The sequence below is a fragment of the Limnohabitans sp. genome, assembly GCF_031538885.1.
Classification (GTDB): domain Bacteria; phylum Pseudomonadota; class Gammaproteobacteria; order Burkholderiales; family Burkholderiaceae_C; genus Limnohabitans.
The window spans coordinates 1-21,474 of the sequence record NZ_JAVKLW010000129.1 but is presented as its reverse complement, the minus strand read 5'-3'; the positions used below and the strand labels follow the sequence as shown (position 1 = coordinate 21,474).

Sequence of the window (21,474 nt, the reverse complement as noted above, 5' to 3'; positions counted from 1 at the left end):
TTCTACAACCACCGCAGAATTCACTCTACATTGGGCTATGTCAGCCCGATGCAGTTTGAGAAAAGCTGGAACGCGGCACAGCTATTGAAGGCCGCATAATTGACCAGCTAAGAGGTACGTCCAACAGGGGCAGGTTCACATGTCTGGGGTGGGCACAGGCTGCCGCAATCGGGTACTAATCCCTTGGTGCTGCTGCACGGTGGCTCGGGCAGTTGGACGCACTGGGTGCGAAACGTCATGCATATTGCCACTTACCGTCCTGTTTGGGTCTTGGATCTTCCTGGTTTTGGAGATTCGAGCCTGCCCGCAGGTGTGGCAGATGCCGATGGACTGGTACCTTACTTAGCGGACATACTCGAAACCACATTTACGGGTCGTGCCGTGGATGTCATGGGCTTTTCATTTGGCGGCTTGAGTGCAGGCTTGCTGGCCGCAGACTACCCATCATTTGTTCGCAGCATGGTGCTGGTGGGTGTACCGGGTCTCGGCCTCTTCAGTCCCACATTGGCCCTGCGCGGCATGACGCCCCACATGGACTTGGCCGCTCAACGCGAGGTACACAGACACAACCTTCAAGCCATGATGTTGACGCATGCAGACAGCGTGACAGAGGTGGTGCTTGACATGCAGCAAGCCAATGTGGCGCGCGACCGCATGCGTCGTCGCCGCATCGCACGTACCGATATCTTGGCGCAAGTGCAAGCGCGCTGGACATGCCCTGTACACGGCGTGTGGGGCGAGCACGATGCACTTTATAAAGGTACTTTGTCACAAGTGCCAGAGGTGCTGACGCGTTTGGCCTCATTCCATGTGGTACCTGACGCGGGGCATTGGGTGATGTTTGAACAAGTCGATGCGTTCCACCGTATCGTGGATGCGTTGCTTGTGCCCAGCCACATAAACCACTAGGACGATACGCAGCAAAAGCGCACAATAAAAACATGTTATACAAATTCAAATCCAAGGCCACGGGCGACCTCATCATGCTGGAGCCGCAGGGCAAACACATCCTGACGCTGATTGGCAAAGAGCCCCGATCGAAGGGCATCATTCGGGTCAGCGAGATGCTCGCTGCGGTAGCCGCATTGCAGGCAGCTGTCGCACAGGAAGCGCTTGGACATCAAGCTAACAAAGAAGTCGCCCAAACAGCGAACAACAAAGATGACAGTGCCACCTCCACGGCGGCCACCGAAGGTGCGCGCAGCATCAGCTTGAAGCAACGTGTGGTGCCCTTCATCGATATGCTCCAACGCGCACACGCCGAAGACAAAGAGGTTGTTTGGGGTGTTTGAAGACAGACCGACACGCCATGTTTACGAATCGCTCACACCCGATGTGGTGCTGGATGCGCTCTCAGATTTGGGTTTGGCTGTTGATGGACGTATGACGGCCTTGAGTTCTTATGAAAATCGGGTGTACCAAGTCATGCTGGATGACAACACCGCGTTGGTGGCTAAGTTTTACAGACCCGAGCGATGGACTGATGCTCAGATTTTGGAAGAGCACAGCTTTGCCGCGGAGTTGATGGCTGACGAAGTGCCCTTGGTGGGCCCCTTGACCTTGCAGGGTCAAACGCTGCACCACGCACATGGGTTTGCCTTCAGCGTCAGCCCGCGCCGTGGTGGGCGCATGCCCGAGTTAGATGATGGCGAAGTGTTGGAGTGGATTGGCCGCTTCATCGCACGCATGCACAACGTGGGGGCGAGACAAGCTTTTGCGACGCGTCCCACCTTAGATGTCAGCACATTTGCGCTGGAGTCGCGTGACTGGTTGATCGCTCAACACATCATTCCACTCGATCAGCAAACTGAGTGGCTCACCGCGTGCAACCAAGCCATTGAGGTGGCGACGCAAAAATTCATAGCGCATCCTGCACATCACTTGCGTTTGCATGGCGACTGCCATCCAGGCAACATCTTGTGGACGCCCACAGACTTGCCCAACGGGGGCCCGCATTTTGTGGACTTGGATGATGCCCGCATGGGGCCCGCGATACAAGACTTGTGGATGCTGCTCAGTGGTGAGCGTGCGCAACGCACACAGCAACTCGCCATGCTCTTAGACGGGTACGAGCAAATGCGCGAACTCAACCGCAGCGAACTGGCTTTGATTGAACCTTTGCGCACCCTACGTTTGATTCACTACAGCGCTTGGTTGGCACGTCGCAAAGACGACCCTGCTTTTGCGCAGCACTTCGCATGGTTTGGCAGTAGCGACTATTGGGCGGGGCAAATACACGTGCTGGTCGACCAGTGCGAAGCCATGCAAGAAGAGCCGCTCTACGTTTAGCAACCCAGCTGATCAGCCAAGGCTTGAATGTCTGTCGCATGCAAATCGTTGCCCGCCTGAGGCGACACATCCTTGGGCTGTAAAGCGCCAAACTCCACCGGACGTTCGATGTAGGCCGTGCGCAAGCCGCAAGCGCGTGCGGCTTGTAAATCGTCATGGTGGGCGGCGCACAGCATGACTTCGTGCGCGGACACATCAAGCACGTTGGCTACGCCCAAATACGTTGCGGGGTCTGGCTTGTAAGCGCGAAACACTTCTGCGGACAAGACGCAGTCCCAAGGCAGTCCGGCCCGCTTTGCCATATGGGTGAGCAAGCCCAAGTTCCCATTCGATAAGGTGCAAATCAGGAACTTACTTTTCAGGCGAAGAAGCCCCGCCACACTGTCAGGCCAAGCGTCTAAACGGTGCCACACGCGGTTCAGGTGTACGCGTTCGACCTCGCTCAAATGCGTCAAACCAAATCGCGGCAGCAAGGACTCCAAAATCAAACGGTGCAGTTCGTCAATCCGCGTCCAGCCTAACTCGCCAGAGCGCACACGTCCCATCGCCGGTTGATAGCCAGCACGCCAAGCCAGCGCAAAGGCGTTGGCGTCCACCGATGGGTAGAGCGCTTGCATCTCCCGAACAATGCTGCCGTGCCAATCGACCACCGTGCCAAAAATATCAAAGGCCAACACGCGCGTGTTGGCCTTCCAGTCGTCAATTGACGCAGGGTGGAGTGTGTCCATGTGTGTCATGGACCGTGTTTTACACCAAGAGTGCGTTCACCCGTTTCACATAGGCGGCAGGGTCGTCTGGCAAACCGCCTTCGGCCAACAGCGCTTGGTCAAACAAGATGTGGGCCAAATCGTTGAAGTTGGGGTTGGCATCGGCACTGAGCTTTTTCACCAAGGCGTGATCCGCATTCACCTCCAGCACAGGCTTCACTTCTGGCGCTTGCTGGCCTGCTTGCTTGAGCATGCGGGCCAGTTGCATGGACATGCCGTGGTCCTTCACCACCAAGCATGCAGGTGAGTCCACCAATCGGGTGGTCACCCGCACATCGTCCGCTTTGTCTTTCAAGGCTTCCTTGAGTTTGGCTAGTACAGGTTTGAAGGTTTCGGCCGCATCCTCAGCGGCCTTCTTCTCGGCTTCGTCTTGCAGCACGCCCAAATCCACGGCCCCTTTGGCCACCGATTGCAGCGGGGTGCCATCGAACGCTTGCAAGAAGTTCAGTGCCCACTCGTCCACACGGTCCGTCATCAGCAACACTTCGATGCCCTTCTTACGGAACACCTCCAGTTGTGGGCTGTTCTTGGCCGCAGCCAAGGTGTCCGCCGTGATGTAGTAGATGGCCTCTTGGCCTTCTTTCATGCGTGCCTTGTAGTCAGCAAAGGACACGCTCACTGTGTCGGTACTTGTGCTGGCAAAGCGCAGTAGCTTGGCGATCTTGTCTTTGTTGGCAAAGTCTTCGCCTAAGCCTTCTTTGAGCACAGCACCAAACTCAGCGTAAAACTGGCTGTACTTGCCTTCCTTCGCTTTGTCCTCCTCACTGAGCACATCAGTGACGCCGTCAGCGCCTGCTGCGGGGGCTTTGTCGTACTTGGCCAAGTCTTCCAGCACGGCCAACACACGGCGTGTATTGCCTTCACGAATGGCTTTGACGTCGCGACTTTCTTGCAGCAACTCGCGGCTCACGTTCAAGGGTAAATCAGCCGAGTCCACCACGCCTTTGATGAAGCGCAGGTAAGAGGGCATCAGCGCCTCCGCATCGTCCATGATGAAGACGCGCTTCACATACAACTTTAAGCTGGCCTTCTTGTCGCGGTTGAACAAGTCCATTGGCGCCTTGCCGGGGATGTACAGCAACTGGGTGTATTCGGTACTGCCTTCGACGCGGTTGTGGCTCCAAGCCAAAGGCGGCGCAAAGTCGTGACTGATGTGTTTGTAGAACTCCGCGTACTGTTCCTCGCTCACGTCCTTCTTGGGGCGTGCCCACAGCGCGTTGGCTTGGTTGACGGTTTCCCACTCGTCGGTCAGCACCATTTCGCCGGGTTGGCGACCACCGGAGGGGTCACCTTCGATGACGTCTCCCTCTTTCCACTCTTCCTTGCGCATGCGGATGGGCAATGAGATGTGGTCCGAGTATTTGTTAATGACCGATTTGAGCTTCCACGCGCTCAGGTATTCCTCGGCATCGTCGCGCAAATGCAAGATGACCTTGGTGCCGCGCTCGGCTTGGGTGATCTTCTCCACCTCAAAGTCACCCGTGCCTGTGCTACTCCAGCGCACGCCTTCTTTGGCCTTGAGGCCAGCGCGGCGTGACTCCACCGTGATGCGGTCGGCCACGATGTAGCCCGAATAAAAGCCCACGCCAAACTGGCCAATCAAAGCGCCTTGGTCTATGGCATCGGTTTTTTGGTCGCCGCTGAGTTTGCCCATGAACTCGCGGGTGCCGCTCTTGGCAATCGTGCCGAGGTGGGCGATGGCTTCTTCTTGGCTCATGCCAATGCCGTTGTCGGCAATGGTCAGTGTGCGCGCATCTTTGTCAAAGCTCACGCGCACTTCGAGTTCGGCATTGCCTTCAAACAAGGCGTCGTTGTTCAGGCCTTCGTAGCGCAATTTGTCGCAGGCGTCAGAGGCGTTAGACACCAGCTCGCGCAAGAAAATTTCTTTGTTGGAGTACAGCGAGTGCGTCACCAAATGCAGCAGTTGCGAGACTTCGGCTTGGAAGGAGTGGGTTTTTTTGGTCATGGTTATAAAAACAAAAATTACAAAAAATAACGCCCTGAGATGTGGGGCGTTGGCCTAAATTTCAAGAGGGTTGCAAACAGCTTGGCGATGTTGGACTTAAAAACGCTCGTGCACGCCAAGATAGCGCCACTGCCCCGCAGGTAGCTGCCCCAGTTGGACGTGTCCGATGCGAATGCGCTTGAGCCCCACGACCTGTAAGCCGACTTGTTCGCACATGCGGCGAATTTGGCGCTTTTTGCCTTCGGTCAGTACAAAACGAAGTTGCTCTGGGTTTTGCCATTCCACTTGTGCACGTTTGAGAGGTTTGCCGTCCAAGCTCAAACCGTGGCGCAAGCGTTCAAGCTGAGCCTTTGGAAATACTGCTTGCACGTTGTTGGTCACGCGGTCGTGGTCACCGATGGCGCTGAGTTGATTGGCTCTACCGCCATAGGTGGCAGATGCGGCGGTGGCCGCTGCGGTGTTTTCATGGCCGGTGTAGGTCACGCGCACCAAATATTCTTTTTCCATCTCCGAGTCTTCGCCAATCAACTGGCGTGCGACGCGGCCGTCTTGTGTCAGCACCAACAAGCCCGTGGAGTCGATGTCGAGTCGGCCCGAAGGGGCGAGGCTACGCAACTGTGTGGGCGTGAAGCGTCGCTTGGACAAGTCGCCCAGCCAATGTGTGCGAGGGTTTATCAACACAATCGCGGGCTCATGCCCGTCTTCGGCTTGACCACTCACATAGCCCATGGGTTTGTGCAGTAAAACAGTGACTTGTGTGTCTTGGTGGCCCTTGGCGCGTGGATCCACTTCAACACGGTCTTTGGGGCCAACTTTCACGCCCATTTCGGCGGGGCGGCCATTGACCAGAACCCACCCTTGCTCAATCCAAGCATCGGCCTCTCGGCGTGAGCACAGGCCGAGTTCGGCCATGCGTTTGTTGAGGCGTGTGAGGGCTGTGGATGTGTCTGACATACGGGGCTGAATTCTAAGTGCCGCTGGCGCGCAAAGCCGCCAAGTTAAGCACGCGCATGCCGCCGTATTCAATGCGAATGGCGCCTTGCTCTTCCAGTCGGTTCAGCGCCACATTCACACGCTGGCGCGACAGGCCCACCAAGTAAGCCAACTCCTGCTGTGTGATGCGAAGCATCTCGCCGACGCCTGGAAACAAGGCGGGGTTAAACAGTGCAGCTAAGTTACGCGCCACCCTGACATCTGGATCATTTGAGCGGTCAATCTCGCGAGCTTCAATGAACTGCGCCAAGCGCTCGTTGAGCTGGTTCATCACAAAGCGGTTGAAACCAATGGAGTTGTCCAGCAACCAATGAAACGTGTCGATAGGTACGCCTGCTACCACGCTGCGGCGCAAAGCCATGATGTTGTAGCGGTATGTTTCGCGTTTGATAGCCGTGCCCTCGCCAAACCAACCCCCAGGGGGTACGCCCGTGAACGTGATGCTGCGACCACTGGCGCTGTCGGTGCTCATTTTCAACAAGCCCTCCACCACACCAAACCAATACGTTGCTTGACGGCCCACGCGGCAGACATAGTCGCCGGGCATGGGGTCGCTGACGACGAGTTGGGATTCGATGCGCTTGCGCTCGGTGTCTTTGAGTAAACCGAACCAAGGAATGAGCTTGAGCTCTTGCGCGGTGAGCGAGCGCCGCCGTTGGTGAACGCTGGGTGTTGGCGTCATGAATTCTGATCAATGTAAAAGTTTTATACGGGTAATCACTGCTTGGTGTCTACCCTAAATTGTCGTCGAAATGACAAATTGACGTCAAACCCGCTCCTACCATCGCATCCAACCTATAAAACGCGTCACCGACGCGTCATGATTTTTGTCGACCAATAAAGCAAGGATTAGGAATGCAGACCACGTTCCCGCGACTGTTACTCAAACATGCCAGCGGCCGCCCCACAGCGCCCGCCATGCGCGAGAAGGAATACGGCATTTGGCAGACCACCTCTTGGGCTGACATGGCTCAGATGGTGGCGCACATGGCGTGCGGTTTGCATCAAGCAGGGTTGACGCGCGGCGAGCATCTGGTAGTGATTGGCTCCAACCGCCCCCGCTTGTACGCCACCATGTTGGCCGCACAGTCCTTGGGTGCGATTCCTATCCCGTTGTACCAAGATGCGGCAGGCCCGGAGTGCGTGTTCCCACTCAACAACGCCGAAGTGCGCTTCTGTGTGGTGGAAGATCAAGAGCAGGTCGACAAGCTGCTAGAGATTCGCGAGCAATGCCCACAAATCAGCCATATCTTTTTTGATGACCCACGCGGTCTGCGTAAATACGACGAGCCTGGCTTGGCCTCACTCGAAGAGCTGCTCGCTGCTGGTGCCGTGTTCGCCAAACAGCACCCAGACTTCTACGTGCAAGAAGTGGAGAAGGCACACACCGACGATGTGGGCGCCATGTTCTTCACCTCGGGCACCACAGGCAATCCCAAAGGCGTGGTGCACACGCACAACTCACTGATCAACCGTGCCGAAGCAGGCGCCTTGTTTGACAAGCTCACCTCACATGAGGATGTGTTGGCCTATTTGCCACTCGCATGGATTGGTCAAAACATTTTCAGTTACGCACAGTGGTTGTACTGCGGCTATGTGGTGAACTGCCCTGAGTCGGCAGCTACCGTCACCATCGACTTGAAAGAAGTCGGCCCCACTTACTACTTTGCGCCTCCCCGCGTGTTTGAAGGCTTGCTGACCAGCGTGATGATTCGCATGGAAGATGCCAGTGCGATCAAACGCGGCATGTTTCATTACTTCATGGATGTGGCCCGCAAGTACGGCCCAACCAAGATGGATGGCAAGTCCATTGGCTTGGTGGGTGGTTTGCTGTACACCTTGGGTAACTTTTTTGTTTACGGAACACTGCGCAACAACCTCGGCATGAGTCGCGTGCGTGTGGCCTACACCGCGGGTGAAGCCATTGGCCCAGACTTGTTCAGTTTCTACCGCTCGATTGGCGTGAACTTGAAGCAGCTCTATGGCTCTACCGAAACTGCCGTGTTTGTCTGCTTGCAGCCTGACCACGAAGCGCGCGCCGATACAGTGGGCATTCCTTGCGCAGGCGTGGAAATCAAAGTCGCCGACAACGGCGAAATCCTAGTCAAGTCGCCCGGCTTGCTCAAGGGCTATTACAAAAACGATGCCGCTACAGCAGAGGTGTTGACCGCCGACGGCTGGTATCACACCAGCGATGCCGGTTTTTTGGATGCGCATGGCCACTTGAAAATCATCGACCGCGTCAAAGACGTGGGTCGCATCAAAGGCGGCACGAACGACGGTGCCATGTTTGCGCCGAAGTATGTCGAGAACAAACTCAAGTTCTTCCCGCACATCAAAGAGGTAGTGGCCTATGGGGACCAACGCGAAAAAGTGTGCGTGATGATCAACATTGACATGGAAGCCGTGGGTAACTGGGCCGAGCGTCGCAACTTGCCTTATGCAGGCTATACCGACTTGGCACAAAAGCTGGAGGTGTATCAGCTGATCAAAGAGTGCGTTGAGAAGGTTAACGCGGATCTGTCTGCGGACGAATTGTTGGCAGGGAGCCAAGTGAGCCGCTTCCTCGTGCTGCACAAAGAGCTCGATGCAGACGACGGCGAACTCACACGGACCAATAAAGTGCGTCGTGGCTACATCGCCGAAAAGTACGACGCCTTGGTCAGCGCGCTCTACAACGGCGCGACCGAACAATTCATTGAAACCCAAGTGAAGTTTGAAGACGGACGCACCGGCAGCGTGAGCGCCACGCTCAAACTGTCTGACGCCAAAACCTTCGCACCTGTGGGGAAAGCAGCATGAGTAAAAAAATCGGTGACGTCATCCTTGATGTCAAAAACATCAGTTTGCGTTTCGGCGGCGTGAAGGCGTTGACCGACATTTCGTTCAACGTCAAAGAGCACGAAGTGCGCGCCATCATTGGCCCCAATGGCGCGGGCAAAAGCTCGATGTTGAACTGCATCAACGGTGTGTACGCACCCCAGGACGGCTCCATCACTTTCCGTGGTGAAACCTTTGGTCACATGGACAGCCATCAAGTGGCCACCATGGGCATTGCGCGCACCTTTCAAAACTTGGCCTTGTTCAAAGGCATGAGTGTGCTTGACAACATCATGACGGGGCGCAACCTGCGCATGAAGAGCAACATCCTCATGCAAGCTTTGCGCATAGGGCCTGCTGAAAATGAAGAAATAATGCATCGCGAAAAAGTCGAGCGCATCATCGATTTTCTGGAAATCCAAGCCTTTCGTAAAACACCTGTGGGCCAGTTGCCCTACGGTTTGCAAAAGCGTGTTGATTTGGGCCGTGCCTTGGCGCTTGAGCCACAAGTGTTGTTGCTAGATGAGCCCATGGCTGGTATGAACGTAGAAGAGAAGCAAGACATGTGTCGCTTCATCTTGGACGTGAACGACGAATTTGGCACCACCATTGTGCTGATTGAACACGACATGGGCGTGGTGATGGATATTTCTGATCGTGTGGTCGTACTCGACTACGGCAAAAAAATAGGCGACGGCACCCCCGATGAGGTGCGCAACAACGAGGAAGTCATCAGCGCTTACCTCGGCACTTCACACTAAGGACAAGCGCATGGCATTTTTTCTTGAAACCCTTTTCGGCGGCCTCATGGCAGGCATGCTTTATTCGTTGGTCGCCCTTGGCTTCGTGCTGATTTACAAAGCTTCTGGCGTGTTTAACTTTGCGCAAGGCGCGATGGTGTTGTTTGCTGCGCTAGCCATGGCTCGCTTTGGTGAATGGATTCCCGTCTACACCGGTATTGACCACTTGGTCTTGGTCAACCTGTTGGCATTTGCGGGGGCCGCCTTGGTCATGTTTGTGGTGGCTGGGGTGATTGAATTCTTGGTCTTGCGCCATTTGGTCAACCAAGAAGGAACCACCCTGCTGATGGCCACTCTGGGCATCACCTATTTCTTGGACGGCGTAGGTCAAACCATTTTCGGCAGCAACATCTACAAGATTGATGTGGGCATGCCCAAAGAACCTTTGATGCTCATGGAGTCCACCTTTGAAGGTGGCATCATGATCAACCAAGAAGACTTGGTGGCTGCGGGCATCGCTGCTGCACTGGTTGCGTTGCTCAGTGTGTTTTTCCAAAAAACCACCACTGGTCGTGCGCTACGCGCTGTGGCCGACGACCACCAGGCGGCGCAATCCATTGGTATTCCACTGAACCGTATCTGGGTCATCGTGTGGTGCGTGGCGGGTGTCGTGGCGCTGGTTGCTGGCATGATTTGGGGTTCGAAGTTGGGCGTGCAGTTTTCGCTGTCAACGGTCGCTTTGCGTGCTTTGCCTGTGGTGATTTTGGGTGGTCTGACGTCTGTGCCAGGCGCCATCATCGGCGGCCTGATCATTGGCGTGGGCGAGAAGCTGTCTGAGGTGTTCCTCGGCCCTTATGTGGGGGGGGGCATCGAAATTTGGTTTGCGTATGTCCTGGCCTTGGGCTTCTTGTTGGTTCGTCCACAAGGCTTGTTCGGCGAAAAAATCATTGATCGCGTATAAGGGAATTACACATGTTCTATAGAGAAAACGGTCAATTTAAAACGACTTACAAGGCGGATCAGCAAATCTTTCCCATCACGCAAGACCGCATGGGTGTGTTGCTGCTCATTGCGTTTGCTTTCATCGGCGTGCCCATGCTTGCGGATGAATACATGTTGCGTGCGATTTTGATTCCCTTCCTCATCTTGTCGCTCGCCGCGCTGGGCGTGAACATCTTGGTGGGCTACTGCGGTCAAATTTCATTGGGTTCAGGCGCGTTCATGGCGGTGGGCGCCTATGCGGCCTACAATTTTTTTGTGCGTATCGAAGGCATGCCGCTGATCGTGGCTTTGTTGATGGGCGGATTTTTCGCCACCCTGGTGGGTATGTTTTTTGGCATTCCCAGCTTGCGCGTGAAGGGCTTGTACTTGGCCGTGGCCACACTCGCTGCACAGTTCTTTTGCGATTGGGCGTTTTTGCGCATCAAGTGGTTCACCAACGACTCTGCATCAGGCACCGCCTCGGTGGCTGATTTACAAGTGTTTGGTCTGCCCATCAACACACCCTATGAGAAATACACCTTTTGCTTGGTGTTCTTAGTGGTATTTGGCTTGCTCGCTAAAAACTTGGTGCGTAGTGCGATTGGGCGTGAGTGGATGGCCATTCGTGACATGGACGTGGCTGCTGCCGTGATTGGCATTCGCCCCATGTACGCCAAGCTCAGTGCCTTTGCGGTGAGCTCGTTCATTGTTGGCGTGGCTGGCGCTTTGTGGGCCTTCGTTTACCTCGGCTCTTGGGAGCCTGCTGCGTTCTCGGTGGACCGTTCATTTCAGTTGCTGTTTATGGTGATCTTGGGCGGCATGGGCTCCATCATGGGTAGTTTTTTTGGTGCTGCGTTCATCGTGGTGCTGCCCATCATCATCAACTTGGTGCTGCCGTCTCTGGGTGCGATGGTGGGAGTTGAGGTCAGCACGGCGGCCTTGACACATGCCGAGCAAATGATTTTTGGTGCTTTGATTGTTTGGTTCTTGATCGTTGAGCCTCATGGCTTGGCCAAGTTGTGGAGTGTGGGCAAGCAAAAGCTGCGTTTGTGGCCTTTCCCACACTGAGTTGGGTTTCAAGTGTTTGCATAATTTTTTCTAAGGAGACTTCAATGAAAATTCGTTCCCTCATGATGGCGGTGGCTGTTGCCGCGACTGGTTTGACCAGCGCTTTGGTCACCACATCGGCTCAGGCCCAAGCCAAAGAGCAGTTCTTCCCCGTGTTGCCATACCGCACGGGCGCCTATGCGCCCAACGGTGTGCCATGGGCCAACGGCTACGCCGACTACTTGAAAGTCATCAACGCACGTGACGGCGGCATCAACGGCGTCAAAATCACTTTTGAAGAGTGCGACACCGCCTACGCCACAGACCGCGGCGTGGAGTGCTATGAGCGCTTGAAAGGCAAAGCGCAAGGCGCGATCTTCCAGCCTCTGTCAACAGGCATCACTTTCGCTTTGACTGAAAAAGCACCCACTGACAAAAACTCGCTCATCACTGGCGGTTATGGCCGCTCAGAGTCCAGCGATGGCCAAGTGTTCAAGTGGAACTTCCCACTGATGGGCACATATTGGTCTGGCGCTGACATCATCATGCAGCACATCACCAAAAAAGAAGGCGGCAACATCAAGGGCAAGAAGATTGCATTGGTTTATCACGACAGCCCTTATGGCAAAGAGCCCATCCCACTTTTGCAAGAGCGCGCCAAGATGCAAGGCTTTGACTTGCAACTGTTGCCAGTTACAGCACCTGGCGTGGAGCAAAAAGCTACTTGGTTGCAAGTGCGTCAAGCCCGTCCCGACTACGTGTTGTTGTGGGGCTGGGGCGTGATGAACTCGGCCGCTTTGAAAGAAGCGGTGGCCACAGGTTACCCACGCGAAAAAATGTATGGCGTATGGTGGTCTGCTGCTGAGCCAGATGTCAAAGACGTGGGCGAAGCTGCCAAGGGCTACAACGGCTTGGTTGTGACGGGTGAAGGCGGCAAGATTATTGCCGACATCAAGACGCACGTGCATGGTAAGAAGGCAGGTACAGGTACTGTCGAAGAAGTGGGCTCCACGCTCTACAACCGCGGCATGGTCAGCGCAGCCTTGGCTGTGGAAGGTGTACGTCAAGCGCAAGCACGTTACGGCAAAGGCAAGGTCATGACTGGCGAGCAAATTCGTTGGGGTTTGGAGAACTTGGCGTTGAACCAAAAAGCTTTGGACAAGCTGGGCCTGGGCACGGTGATGAACCCCATCAGCACGTCTTGCTTGGATCACGAAGGTTCGCGTTCTGCACGTGTTCACACCTGGGACGGCAAAAAGTGGAACTTCACCTCTGACTGGATCGAAGCGGATGAATCCATCATCAAGCCACTGGTCAAGCAGTTTGCTGACAAATACGCCGCAGAGAAAAAACTCACACGTCGTTCCGCTGCAGATTGCCAATAAGGCTTAGCCGTCGTCACTGAATGACAGTTTGGTGGCTCATCTGAGCCATCAAACCACAGGCACCCAAGGGGCTTGCGGTTTGATTAACCCAACAACGTTTTTTAGCAAGGTAAGTTATGAGCGCCAACAACATCGTTCTCAACGTCAATGGCATTGAAGTCATTTACAACCACGTCATCTTGGTGCTCAAGGGCGTGTCGCTCAATGTGCCCGAAGGCCACATCGTGTCTTTGCTGGGCGGCAACGGTGCGGGTAAAACCACCACCTTGCGTGCGATTTCTAACTTGCTGCAAGGCGAGCGTGGCGCGGTGACCAAGGGCAGCATTGAGTTCCGTGGCGAACGCATCGAAAATCTCACGCCCGCTGATTTGGTCAAGCGTGGTGTGGTGCAAGTGATGGAAGGGCGTCATTGCTTTGCCCACTTGACCATCGAAGAAAACCTGCTGACTGGCAGCTACACCCGCAGCAGCAAGGGCGAGATAGCCGCCAACTTGGAGAAGGTCTACAACTACTTCCCCCGCTTGAAAACCCGCCGCACCTCGCAAGCGGCTTACACCTCCGGTGGTGAGCAGCAAATGTGCGCGATTGGCCGTGCCATCATGGCCAGCCCCAACATGGTGTTGTTGGACGAGCCGTCGATGGGTTTGGCGCCGCAAATTGTGGAAGAGGTGTTCAACATCGTCAAAGACTTGAACGAGAAAGAAAAAGTCACCTTCCTCATCGCAGAGCAAAACACCAACATGGCGCTGAAATACGCCGACTACGGCTACATCATGGAGTCGGGGCGCATCGTGATGGATGGTGCCGCATCTGATTTGGCCAACAATGAAGACGTGAAAGAGTTCTACCTCGGCATGGGCGGCGGCGAGCGCAAGAGCTTCAAAGATGCCAAGAGCTACAAACGCCGCAAGCGTTGGTTGGCGTAAGGGGCGCGCATGTCTACACACTACGACGCATTCGAAACCCGCAACCCCGTCGAGCGTGAAGCCGCCCTCATGGCTGCGCTGCCAGCACAGATCGCACATGCACAACAACATTCACCCGCCTTTGCCCAATCGTTGGCGGGTGTGAACGCCGCGAGCATTACCAGTCGCGAAGCGCTGGCCAAGCTGCCTGTGATTCGTAAATACGAGTTGCTGGCGCAGCAACAAGCACAACGCGCCACCAACGTGTTTGGCGGTTTCGCCGCGATTGGTTTTGGCAAGGCCATGCCACGCGTGTTTGCCAGTCCCGGCACCATCTACGAGCCCGAAGGTGCACACGCTGATTACTGGCGCATGGCCCGCGCCATTTACGCCGCAGGTTTTCGCGCAGGCGAACTCGCACACAACTGCTTCAGCTACCACTTCACACCCGCGGGCTCCATGATGGAGACGGGCGCACACGCCATTGGTTGCACCGTGTTTGCGGGCGGTACGGGTCAGACAGAACAGCAAGTGGGCGCCATGGCTGAGTTAAAGCCTGCGGGCTACATCGGTACGCCTAGCTTTTTGAAAATCATTGTGGAAAAAGCGACGGAGATGGGCGTGCCCTTGCCCAGCGTCACCAAAGCCTTGGTGTCGGGCGAAGCCTTTCCTCCTAGCGTGCGTGATTGGTTGGCTGAGCGCGGCATTGCGGGTTATCAGTGCTACGCCACCGCAGACCTCGGTTTGATTGCGTACGAGACCGAAGCCCGCGAAGGCTTGGTGCTGGATGAAGGTGTGATTGTGGAGATCGTGCGCCCCGGCACTGGTGACCCCGTGCCCGAAGGCGAGGTGGGTGAGTTGGTGGTGACATCGCTTAACCCCGATTACCCACTCATTCGTTTTGGCACGGGTGACTTGTCTGCCGTGCTGACGGGGGCATGCCCGACAGGACGCACCAACGTGCGCATCAAAGGCTGGATGGGGCGCGCCGATCAAACCACCAAAGTGCGCGGCATGTTTGTGCATCCGGGTCAAGTCGCCGAGGTGACCAAACGCTTCCCTGAAATCAAACGTGCCCGTTTAGTCGTCACGGGTGAAATGGCCAACGATCAGATGTGTTTGAAGGTGGAGGCGTCTGAGGCCGAGGGCTTGGCGCAAAAGATGGGCGACGCCGTGCGTGACATCACCAAGCTGCGCGCCGAGGTGGTGTTTGTGGCGGTGGGCACTTTGCCCAATGACGGCAAAGTGATTGAAGACGCACGCACGTACCAATGATCTATATCAAGGTAATTCCCTACGTGATGTCCGAAATGAAAATGAACCATAAATGTTTTAGCATGGGTTATCTATGAAGGAGATGCCATGAAAAAACTGTTGACTTTGAGCCTGTTGGCTGTGACCGCTTTGACGGGTGCCAACGCGACTGATTTCCCGATCAAGGACAAGCCCGTCACCATCGTTGTGCCCTTCACCGCAGGCGGCCCCACCGATCGCGTGGCGCGTGATTTGGCAGAAGCCATGCGCAAACCTTTGGGCGCGAACGTGGTGGTAGAGAACGTGGCAGGTGCGGGTGGCACGATTGGCGCGAACAAAGTAGCCAAAGCGCCACAAGACGGGCACACCGTTTTGTTGCACCACATTGGCATGGCTGCATCGCCAGCTTTGTATCGCAAGATGCCCTACAACACCACCGAAGACTTTGAATATTTGGGCGTGGTCAACGAAGTGCCCATGACCTTGATTGGTCGTCCCACACTGCCTGCCACCAACTTCAAAGAGTTGCAGGCTTGGATTACGCAAAACAAAGGCACAGTCAATTTGGGCAATGCGGGTTTGGGCGCTGCCTCACACCTGTGCGGTTTACTCTTCCAAAGCGCGCTCAAGATCGACATGACCACCGTGCCCTACAAAGGCACGGCCCCTGCGATGAACGACTTGATGGGCGGACAAATTGATTTGCTGTGCGATCAGACCACCAACACCACCAGCCAAATTGAAGCCAAAACAGTCAAGGCGTTTGCTGTCACCACTACCAAGCGCTTGACCACCTCTGCATTGAAGCACTTGCCCACCTTGGACGAGTCTGGCCTCAAGGGGTTTGAAGTCACCATTTGGCACGGTTTGTACGCGCCCAAGGGAACGCCCGCAGACGTCACGGCCAAGATCAACAAAGCGTTGACGGCGGCGCTGAAAGACCCCGAGTTCATCAAGAAGCAACAAGGCTTAGGTGCAGTGGTCGTGACTGACAAGCGCACCGATGGCGCAGACCACAAAAAGTTTGTTGCGTCTGAAATCGCTAAGTGGGGCCCGATCATTCAGTCCGCTGGCGTGTACGCGGACTGACCCAGCCCCCACCACTTGCTCAGTCGCAATCCATGCGGGGGAGCCGACGGCCTTGCGCGTGGGCCAAGCAGGCCCCCAGTGCGTACAAGTTGCTGTGGATGTCAGCGAGCAGGGCGTATTTCATGCCAACGCAAAACCGTTGGCCGCTTAGTAGGTGTAAACGCCTTTGCCGGTCTTGCGACCGAGCTGGCCTGCGGCTACTAACTCTTTGAGCAAGGGGCATGCGCGGTATTTGCTGTCGCCAAACTCTTGCAGATACACGCCCATCACCGCCACGCACACATCTAGGCCAATCATGTCGGCCAAAGCCAAGGGACCAATGGGCTGATTGCAACCCAGTTTCATGCCTGCGTCGATGTCTTCGGCGGTGGCCACACCTTCGGCCAACACAAAGAAGGCTTCGTTGATCATGGGCACCAAGATGCGGTTGACCACAAAGCCTGGTGCGTTCTTCACGGTGATGGGGGCTTTGCCTAAACGCGTGGACAGGTCATGCACCGCAGCGTGGGTGGCGTCGGAGGTTTGCAAACCACGGATGATTTCCACCAGGGTCATCATCGGCACGGGATTGAAAAAGTGCATGCCAATGAAGCGGTCGGTACGGGTGGTGACGGCGGCGAGCTTGGTGATGGAGATGGACGAGGTGTTGGACGCGATGATAGTTTCAGGGGACAACATGCTGTCGAGTTGTTTGACGATTTTGACTTTGAGGTCGTAGCTCTCAGTCGCAGCTTCGATGACGAGTTGCGTACCTTTGAGGTCGTCATAGCTGGTGCTGGTTTGGATGCGTGACAAGGCGGCGGTTTTGTTGGCCTCGGTGATTTTTTCTTTCTTGACCAAACGGCCCAAGCTGCTGACCACGGTGGCGCGGCCTTTGGCGACGGCGGCGTCAGAGATGTCGAGCATCACCACGTTCACGCCAGACACCGCACACGCTTGTGCAATGCCATTGCCCATGGTGCCAGCACCGATGATGCCTACGGTTTGAATGCTCATTGGGAAATCCTTGTTTACGGTTGAATCAAAAAGCCAATATTAGCGGGTGGTTGTTTCGGCACTTCGCTTTGCTCGTGCCTTTGGGGAACAAGCGTGGTCGTTTTTACGGTTGAGCGATATTCGCCACATTTCATGCGCCTTGCTTTAGGCCTTGAAACGCTTTTTCGTCAGATGCAGCGCAATCTTCCACGCGACCACAGCGTACACCGCCAGTACGCCTAGGTGCAGCACCACATCCGTGGGCCATTGGTCGAGAAACAAGGGCCGCACCAAGGCTATGGCTTGTGTGAGCGGTAGCCAAGCCGAGATCTCGCGCACGATGCCCGGCAGTTGGTCGCGGGGGAAGAACACACCGCTCAAGAACATCATGGGCGTGAGGAACAGCGTGAAGTAATAGGTGAAGAAGTCATACCCCTTAGCCAGTGCATTGAAGATGAGTGCAATGCAACTGCAGGTGATGCCGACAAACAAGAGAATGGGCCACGCTGCCAAGAGCTTCCAGCTTTGGGTGATGCCCAGCGCACACATCACGCCCAAGATGGCGGTGATGGTGAAGAGCGCTTTGAAGGCGGCCCAGAGCATTTCGGCCAACAGCACATCGTCCAAACGCATGGGCGCATTGAGAATGCCGTCCCAAGTTTTTTGCACATGCATGCGCGAGAAGGCGGAGTACAAAGCTTCAAAGGTGGCTGCGTTCATGGCGCTCATGCAAATCGAGCCACTGGCCAAAAACAAAATGTACGGCACCTTGTCCGCCCCTAAAGTGACGTCGCCGACCAAGGAGCCCAAGCCGTAGCCAAAAGCCACCAGCCACATCAGCGGCTCGGCAATGTTGGCGACCAGGCTGGGAATGGCGAGCTTGCGCCACACCAAGAGGTTGCGCAAGAAAACGGGCCAGAAACGGAAATAGGAGTGGGTGAAAGACGTGGCCATGGCTTAACCTTCTTCACGGATTTGGCGCCCGGTCATTTTCAAAAACAAATCTTCTAAGTTGGCGGGGCGGTGTAGTGTGCGCAAACCCGTGTGGGTGCGCAAGCCTTGCAGGAGTTGCGCCGCATCTTGGGTGTAGAAAAAAACCGTCTCGCCACTGGTTTCCACCCGCTGCGCCAAAGCGGCGATGGGGCTGTTGACCAGTGCGAGTGCGCCATGGCCATACACCTCCACCACATCGGGTTCGAGGTGCTGCGCGATCAAATCACGTGGTGTGCCTTCGGCAATTTTCTTGCCGTGGTCTAGCAACAGCAAACGGTTGCACAAGCGCTCGGCTTCGTCCATGAAGTGGGTGGTCAGCAAAATCGATTTGCCTTGTTGCAACAGTTGCTGCAAGCGTTCCCACATCAGGTGACGCGCCTGCGGGTCGAGGCCGGTGGTGGGCTCATCAAGCAGCAACACATCGGGATCGTTGATGAGGGCGCGCGCCAAACTCAGGCGGCGCTTCATGCCTCCTGACAACTCCCCCGGTTTGGCGTTGGCCTTGTGCGTCAGTGCAGCAAACTCCAGCAGCTGCGGAATGCGCGCTTGAATGTCAGTCTTTTTCATCCCAAAGTAACGGCCAAACACCAGTAGGTTTTCAGCGCAGGTGAAGTCGGGGTCGAGTGTGTCGAACTGGCTCACCACGCCTAAGCGGGCTTTGATGGCCAGTGCGTCCTTCGGCATCGACAAGCCAAACGCATGGATGTTGCCGCCGTCCGGTTGGGCCAGCCCCAAGCACATGCGCAGCGTGGTGGTTTTACCCGCACCGTTGGGGCCGATGATGCCCAGACACTCGCCGGACGCGATGCTGAAAGACACATCATTCACCACCGTGTTGTCACCGTAGCGTTTGAGGAGGTGGTTGCATTCAAAAAGTGGTGTGCTCATGGGGTGGATTGTGCCTGTGTGTGGTGGCAGCGTAAGTCAGAAGTGTCACTTTTAAATCGGAGGCGCAGCGCCTAAAATCTGAACAACTTTTAACAAGGTGTGCCTGTGTCCGATACCTTATTTGTTCTCTCCCAATATGTGATGCCCAAACAGTTGCTCACGCAGTTTGCAGGCCTCGTGGCGCGCGCACGTTGTGGCAGATGGACCCATGGCCTGATCCGCTGGTTTGTGGGCAAGTACCAAGTGAATATGGACGAGGCCGCACAGCCCGACATCACGCAGTACGCCTGTTTTAACGACTTCTTCACTCGCGCCTTGAAGCCCGGCGCTCGCCCCTTGGCCGATGCCGCGTTTGTGTGCCCAGTGGACGGCGCGATTAGCCAGTTCGGCCACATCGACGGCGACCAAGTGTTCCAAGCCAAAGGCCACAGCTACAGCACACAAGCGTTGGTCGGTGGTGACGCCACATTGGCCGCGCAGTTCCAAGACGGCGAGTTCGCCACGATCTACCTCAGCCCCAAGGACTACCACCGCATCCACATGCCCAGCAGCGGTCGCTTGCGCCGCATGATCTATGTGCCGGGTGACTTGTTCTCAGTCAACCCTGCCACGGCGCGTGGCGTGCCCGGTTTGTTTGCACGTAACGAGCGCGTGGTGTGCGTGTTTGACATGCCTGTCGCCTCTGGTGAGACACCGAAGCAATTTGTTTTGGTGCTGGTGGGTGCCACCATCGTGGGCAGCATGGCTACACCGTGGCATGGCGTGGTCAATCCACCACGCCCCAGCACCGTGCGCGAGTGGACGTATGACGACCAAGACCTGAGCTTGCAGCAAGGCGACGAAATGGGCCGCTTCGTGTTGGGCTCTACGGTGGTGGTGCTGTGGCCGAAGCACACCATTGCGCTCAACCCTGGTTGGCAGGCGACACAGGGAGTGCGCTTGGGCGAGAAGATGGGGGATGCGGCGGGGTGAAAACTACTCGCTTTTCACAAATGCAACGATGGATTCGATCTCGGTGAGTGAGGCGTTAAACCATTCGCGTCCAGGTGCAGTGTCGCGCCACTTGTTGCGTGCTTTGAGTATGTTGTGAATGGCTAGCTCGGTGGGGCCGACACGTTTGACGCGCCAACGGCCCAGAATGATGGGCTGTTCAAACGAAGCCGAGCCACGCACCTGCTCAGCGACTCGGTCTTCAACTTTGCCCACGGTTTTACCCACTTTGATCGGAAAAGGGTCAGATGGATGGGTGATGCTGGGAAAGCTAAACGCATAAATCCAGCCCTCAAATTCGCCAGCATCTTCATCGCCGTTTTCCATGGCTTCGTCTACCAAGGTGTCTTCAGAAATATCAGCTTCTGAATGGGCACGAAAGTAACCTTTCCCCATGGATTGGTAGAGGTTCAATCCCTTTGCTAAAAAGTTCACGTAAAAGCGAACAATGCTAGACATGCTGTCATCACCTTCTGATTGCGCACGTGCAACACGCACTGCTTGCTGCTCACGTGTCAAAAGTCGATCAATGATCGGCCATGCAATGTCGCGCAATAAAAAAGGTTCGTCACCCAAATGGGTAACTTCTTTTGTTACTTCAGGCAAAACGGTATAGCGAACGAATCGGTAGGCAAAGCCACGTGTAGGTTCAAAGAGGGGCGTGTTTGTCGTCATAAGTTGCTGTTGAAAATAAAACCTATTGCATGGCTTGGCGCAGGTGGTCAAGGCTGGTTTGGTACAACGCTTGCACTTGGGCAAGGGCGCTGTCGGCGTCTGTGTGACGGGTGGGGGCGGTGAAAGTGGGGCGAATGCTCATGCCCCGATATTACCGACTACATATTGCGGCGATATTGCCCACCCACCTCAAACAAAGCACGGGTGATCTGGCCCAGCGAACACACGCGCACCGCATCCATCAACACCTCAAACACGTTCGCGTTGTCGATGACGGCTTGTTGCAGGCGCTTGAGTTGTACCTCTGCTTCGGCCTTGTGGCGGGTGTGGAAGTCTTGCAAACGCTTGAGTTGGCTTTGCTTTTCCTCTTCGGTGGAGCGGGCCAGTTCCAGCTTGTCCATCACTTGCTCGCCATGTGGGTTGCGGAAGGTGTTGACGCCGATGATGGGCAACTCGCCGGTGTGCTTGAGCATTTCGTAGGTCATCGATTCGTCTTGAATCTTGCCGCGTTGGTAGCCGGTCTCCATGGCACCCAGCACGCCGCCGCGCTCGGCGATGCGCTCGAACTCGGCTAGCACGGCTTCTTCCACCAACTCGGTGAGTTCTTCGATGATGAACGCGCCTTGGTTGGGGTTTTCGTTTTTGGCCAAGCCCCACTCGCGGTTGATGATGAGCTGAATCGCCATGGCGCGACGCACCGAGTCTTCGGTGGGCGTG

At 55.8% G+C, this 21,474-nt stretch carries 22 protein-coding genes; 13 read left to right on the top strand and 9 right to left on the bottom strand.

Annotated features, from left to right (window positions below):
- From RMS03_RS11720 to RMS03_RS10345, 4 genes are all read left to right on the top strand, one after another.
- The coding region (locus RMS03_RS11720; RefSeq protein WP_405023472.1) for an IS3 family transposase at nucleotides 1-99 on the top strand (99 nt) is incomplete at its 5' end.
- A gap of 87 nt (nucleotides 100-186) precedes the next feature.
- Nucleotides 187-909 (top strand): alpha/beta hydrolase, encoded by a 723-nt coding sequence (locus RMS03_RS10355; RefSeq protein ID WP_310626978.1) that lies wholly within the window; start codon nucleotides 187-189, stop codon nucleotides 907-909.
- Between the two features lie 32 nt (nucleotides 910-941).
- A complete protein-coding gene (locus RMS03_RS10350) occupies nucleotides 942-1,292 on the top strand; it encodes a DUF1840 domain-containing protein (protein ID WP_310626977.1) in 351 nt (116 codons plus the stop codon).
- The gene (locus tag RMS03_RS10345) at nucleotides 1,285-2,289 is read left to right on the top strand and encodes a serine/threonine protein kinase (protein WP_310626976.1); all 1,005 of its coding nucleotides are present in this window, start codon (nucleotides 1,285-1,287) and stop codon (nucleotides 2,287-2,289) included. The genes RMS03_RS10350 and RMS03_RS10345 overlap by 8 nt, the downstream gene beginning before the upstream one ends.
- On the opposite strand, the gene RMS03_RS10340 is transcribed toward RMS03_RS10345, so the two are convergent.
- The 4 genes from RMS03_RS10340 to RMS03_RS10325 form a co-directional block, all read right to left on the bottom strand.
- Nucleotides 2,286-3,017, bottom strand: coding sequence for a haloacid dehalogenase type II (locus RMS03_RS10340; RefSeq protein ID WP_310626975.1), 732 nt, complete (start codon nucleotides 3,015-3,017; stop codon nucleotides 2,286-2,288). The two genes, RMS03_RS10345 and RMS03_RS10340, sit on opposite strands and share 4 nt — an antisense overlap.
- Nucleotides 3,018-3,036: 19 nt before the next feature.
- A complete protein-coding gene (htpG, locus tag RMS03_RS10335; RefSeq protein ID WP_310626974.1) occupies nucleotides 3,037-5,022 on the bottom strand; it encodes a molecular chaperone HtpG in 1,986 nt (661 codons plus the stop codon).
- Between the two features lie 96 nt (nucleotides 5,023-5,118).
- Entirely contained in the window at nucleotides 5,119-5,976 is an 858-nt protein-coding gene (locus RMS03_RS10330) for a pseudouridine synthase (RefSeq protein ID WP_310626973.1), read from the bottom strand.
- 13 nt (nucleotides 5,977-5,989) lie between these two features.
- On the bottom strand, nucleotides 5,990-6,697 hold the full coding sequence (locus RMS03_RS10325) for a Crp/Fnr family transcriptional regulator (RefSeq protein WP_310626972.1): 708 nt from the start codon (nucleotides 6,695-6,697) through the stop codon (nucleotides 5,990-5,992).
- A gap of 173 nt (nucleotides 6,698-6,870) precedes the next feature.
- On the opposite strand from RMS03_RS10325, the gene RMS03_RS10320 reads away from it, so the two are divergent.
- The 8 genes from RMS03_RS10320 to RMS03_RS10285 all read left to right on the top strand — a co-directional run bounded on the left by RMS03_RS10320 (nucleotide 6,871) and on the right by RMS03_RS10285 (nucleotide 16,236).
- On the top strand, nucleotides 6,871-8,817 hold the full coding sequence (locus tag RMS03_RS10320; RefSeq protein WP_310626971.1) for an AMP-binding protein: 1,947 nt from the start codon (nucleotides 6,871-6,873) through the stop codon (nucleotides 8,815-8,817).
- Complete coding sequence (locus RMS03_RS10315) at nucleotides 8,814-9,596, top strand: ABC transporter ATP-binding protein (RefSeq protein ID WP_310626970.1); 783 nt, start codon at nucleotides 8,814-8,816, stop codon at nucleotides 9,594-9,596. Before RMS03_RS10320 ends, RMS03_RS10315 begins: the two co-directional genes overlap by 4 nt.
- A 10-nt stretch (nucleotides 9,597-9,606) precedes the next feature.
- On the top strand, nucleotides 9,607-10,536 hold the full coding sequence (locus RMS03_RS10310) for a branched-chain amino acid ABC transporter permease (protein WP_310626969.1): 930 nt from the start codon (nucleotides 9,607-9,609) through the stop codon (nucleotides 10,534-10,536).
- A gap of 11 nt (nucleotides 10,537-10,547) precedes the next feature.
- Nucleotides 10,548-11,624, top strand: a complete 1,077-nt coding sequence (locus RMS03_RS10305; protein ID WP_310626968.1) for a branched-chain amino acid ABC transporter permease — start codon at nucleotides 10,548-10,550, stop codon at nucleotides 11,622-11,624.
- A gap of 44 nt (nucleotides 11,625-11,668) precedes the next feature.
- Nucleotides 11,669-12,988 (top strand): ABC transporter substrate-binding protein, encoded by a 1,320-nt coding sequence (locus RMS03_RS10300; RefSeq protein ID WP_310626967.1) that lies wholly within the window; start codon nucleotides 11,669-11,671, stop codon nucleotides 12,986-12,988.
- Between the two features lie 116 nt (nucleotides 12,989-13,104).
- Nucleotides 13,105-13,914, top strand: coding sequence for an ABC transporter ATP-binding protein (locus tag RMS03_RS10295; protein ID WP_310626966.1), 810 nt, complete (start codon nucleotides 13,105-13,107; stop codon nucleotides 13,912-13,914).
- A gap of 9 nt (nucleotides 13,915-13,923) precedes the next feature.
- The gene (locus RMS03_RS10290; protein WP_310626965.1) at nucleotides 13,924-15,168 is read left to right on the top strand and encodes an AMP-binding protein; all 1,245 of its coding nucleotides are present in this window, start codon (nucleotides 13,924-13,926) and stop codon (nucleotides 15,166-15,168) included.
- 87 nt (nucleotides 15,169-15,255) lie between these two features.
- The gene (locus tag RMS03_RS10285) at nucleotides 15,256-16,236 is read left to right on the top strand and encodes a tripartite tricarboxylate transporter substrate-binding protein (protein ID WP_310626964.1); all 981 of its coding nucleotides are present in this window, start codon (nucleotides 15,256-15,258) and stop codon (nucleotides 16,234-16,236) included.
- 147 nt (nucleotides 16,237-16,383) lie between these two features.
- Here RMS03_RS10285 and RMS03_RS10280 read toward each other — a convergent pair whose 3' ends face one another.
- The 3 genes from RMS03_RS10280 to RMS03_RS10270 all read right to left on the bottom strand — a co-directional run bounded on the left by RMS03_RS10280 (nucleotide 16,384) and on the right by RMS03_RS10270 (nucleotide 19,092).
- Entirely contained in the window at nucleotides 16,384-17,232 is an 849-nt protein-coding gene (locus tag RMS03_RS10280) for a 3-hydroxybutyryl-CoA dehydrogenase (protein WP_310626963.1), read from the bottom strand.
- Between the two features lie 144 nt (nucleotides 17,233-17,376).
- On the bottom strand, nucleotides 17,377-18,165 hold the full coding sequence (locus RMS03_RS10275; protein WP_310626962.1) for an ABC transporter permease: 789 nt from the start codon (nucleotides 18,163-18,165) through the stop codon (nucleotides 17,377-17,379).
- Between the two features lie 3 nt (nucleotides 18,166-18,168).
- Complete coding sequence (locus RMS03_RS10270) at nucleotides 18,169-19,092, bottom strand: ATP-binding cassette domain-containing protein (protein WP_310626961.1); 924 nt, start codon at nucleotides 19,090-19,092, stop codon at nucleotides 18,169-18,171.
- A gap of 105 nt (nucleotides 19,093-19,197) precedes the next feature.
- Between RMS03_RS10270 and asd the strand changes: the two genes are divergently transcribed.
- Nucleotides 19,198-20,064, top strand: coding sequence for an archaetidylserine decarboxylase (asd, locus tag RMS03_RS10265; RefSeq protein WP_310626960.1), 867 nt, complete (start codon nucleotides 19,198-19,200; stop codon nucleotides 20,062-20,064).
- Between the two features lie 3 nt (nucleotides 20,065-20,067).
- Here asd and RMS03_RS10260 read toward each other — a convergent pair whose 3' ends face one another.
- Both RMS03_RS10260 and RMS03_RS10255 read right to left on the bottom strand, forming a co-directional pair.
- Entirely contained in the window at nucleotides 20,068-20,541 is a 474-nt protein-coding gene (locus tag RMS03_RS10260; RefSeq protein ID WP_310626959.1) for a GIY-YIG nuclease family protein, read from the bottom strand.
- A gap of 374 nt (nucleotides 20,542-20,915) precedes the next feature.
- A partial coding sequence (locus RMS03_RS10255) for a methylmalonyl-CoA mutase family protein (RefSeq protein WP_310626958.1) occupies nucleotides 20,916-21,474 on the bottom strand: 559 nt, incomplete at its 5' end.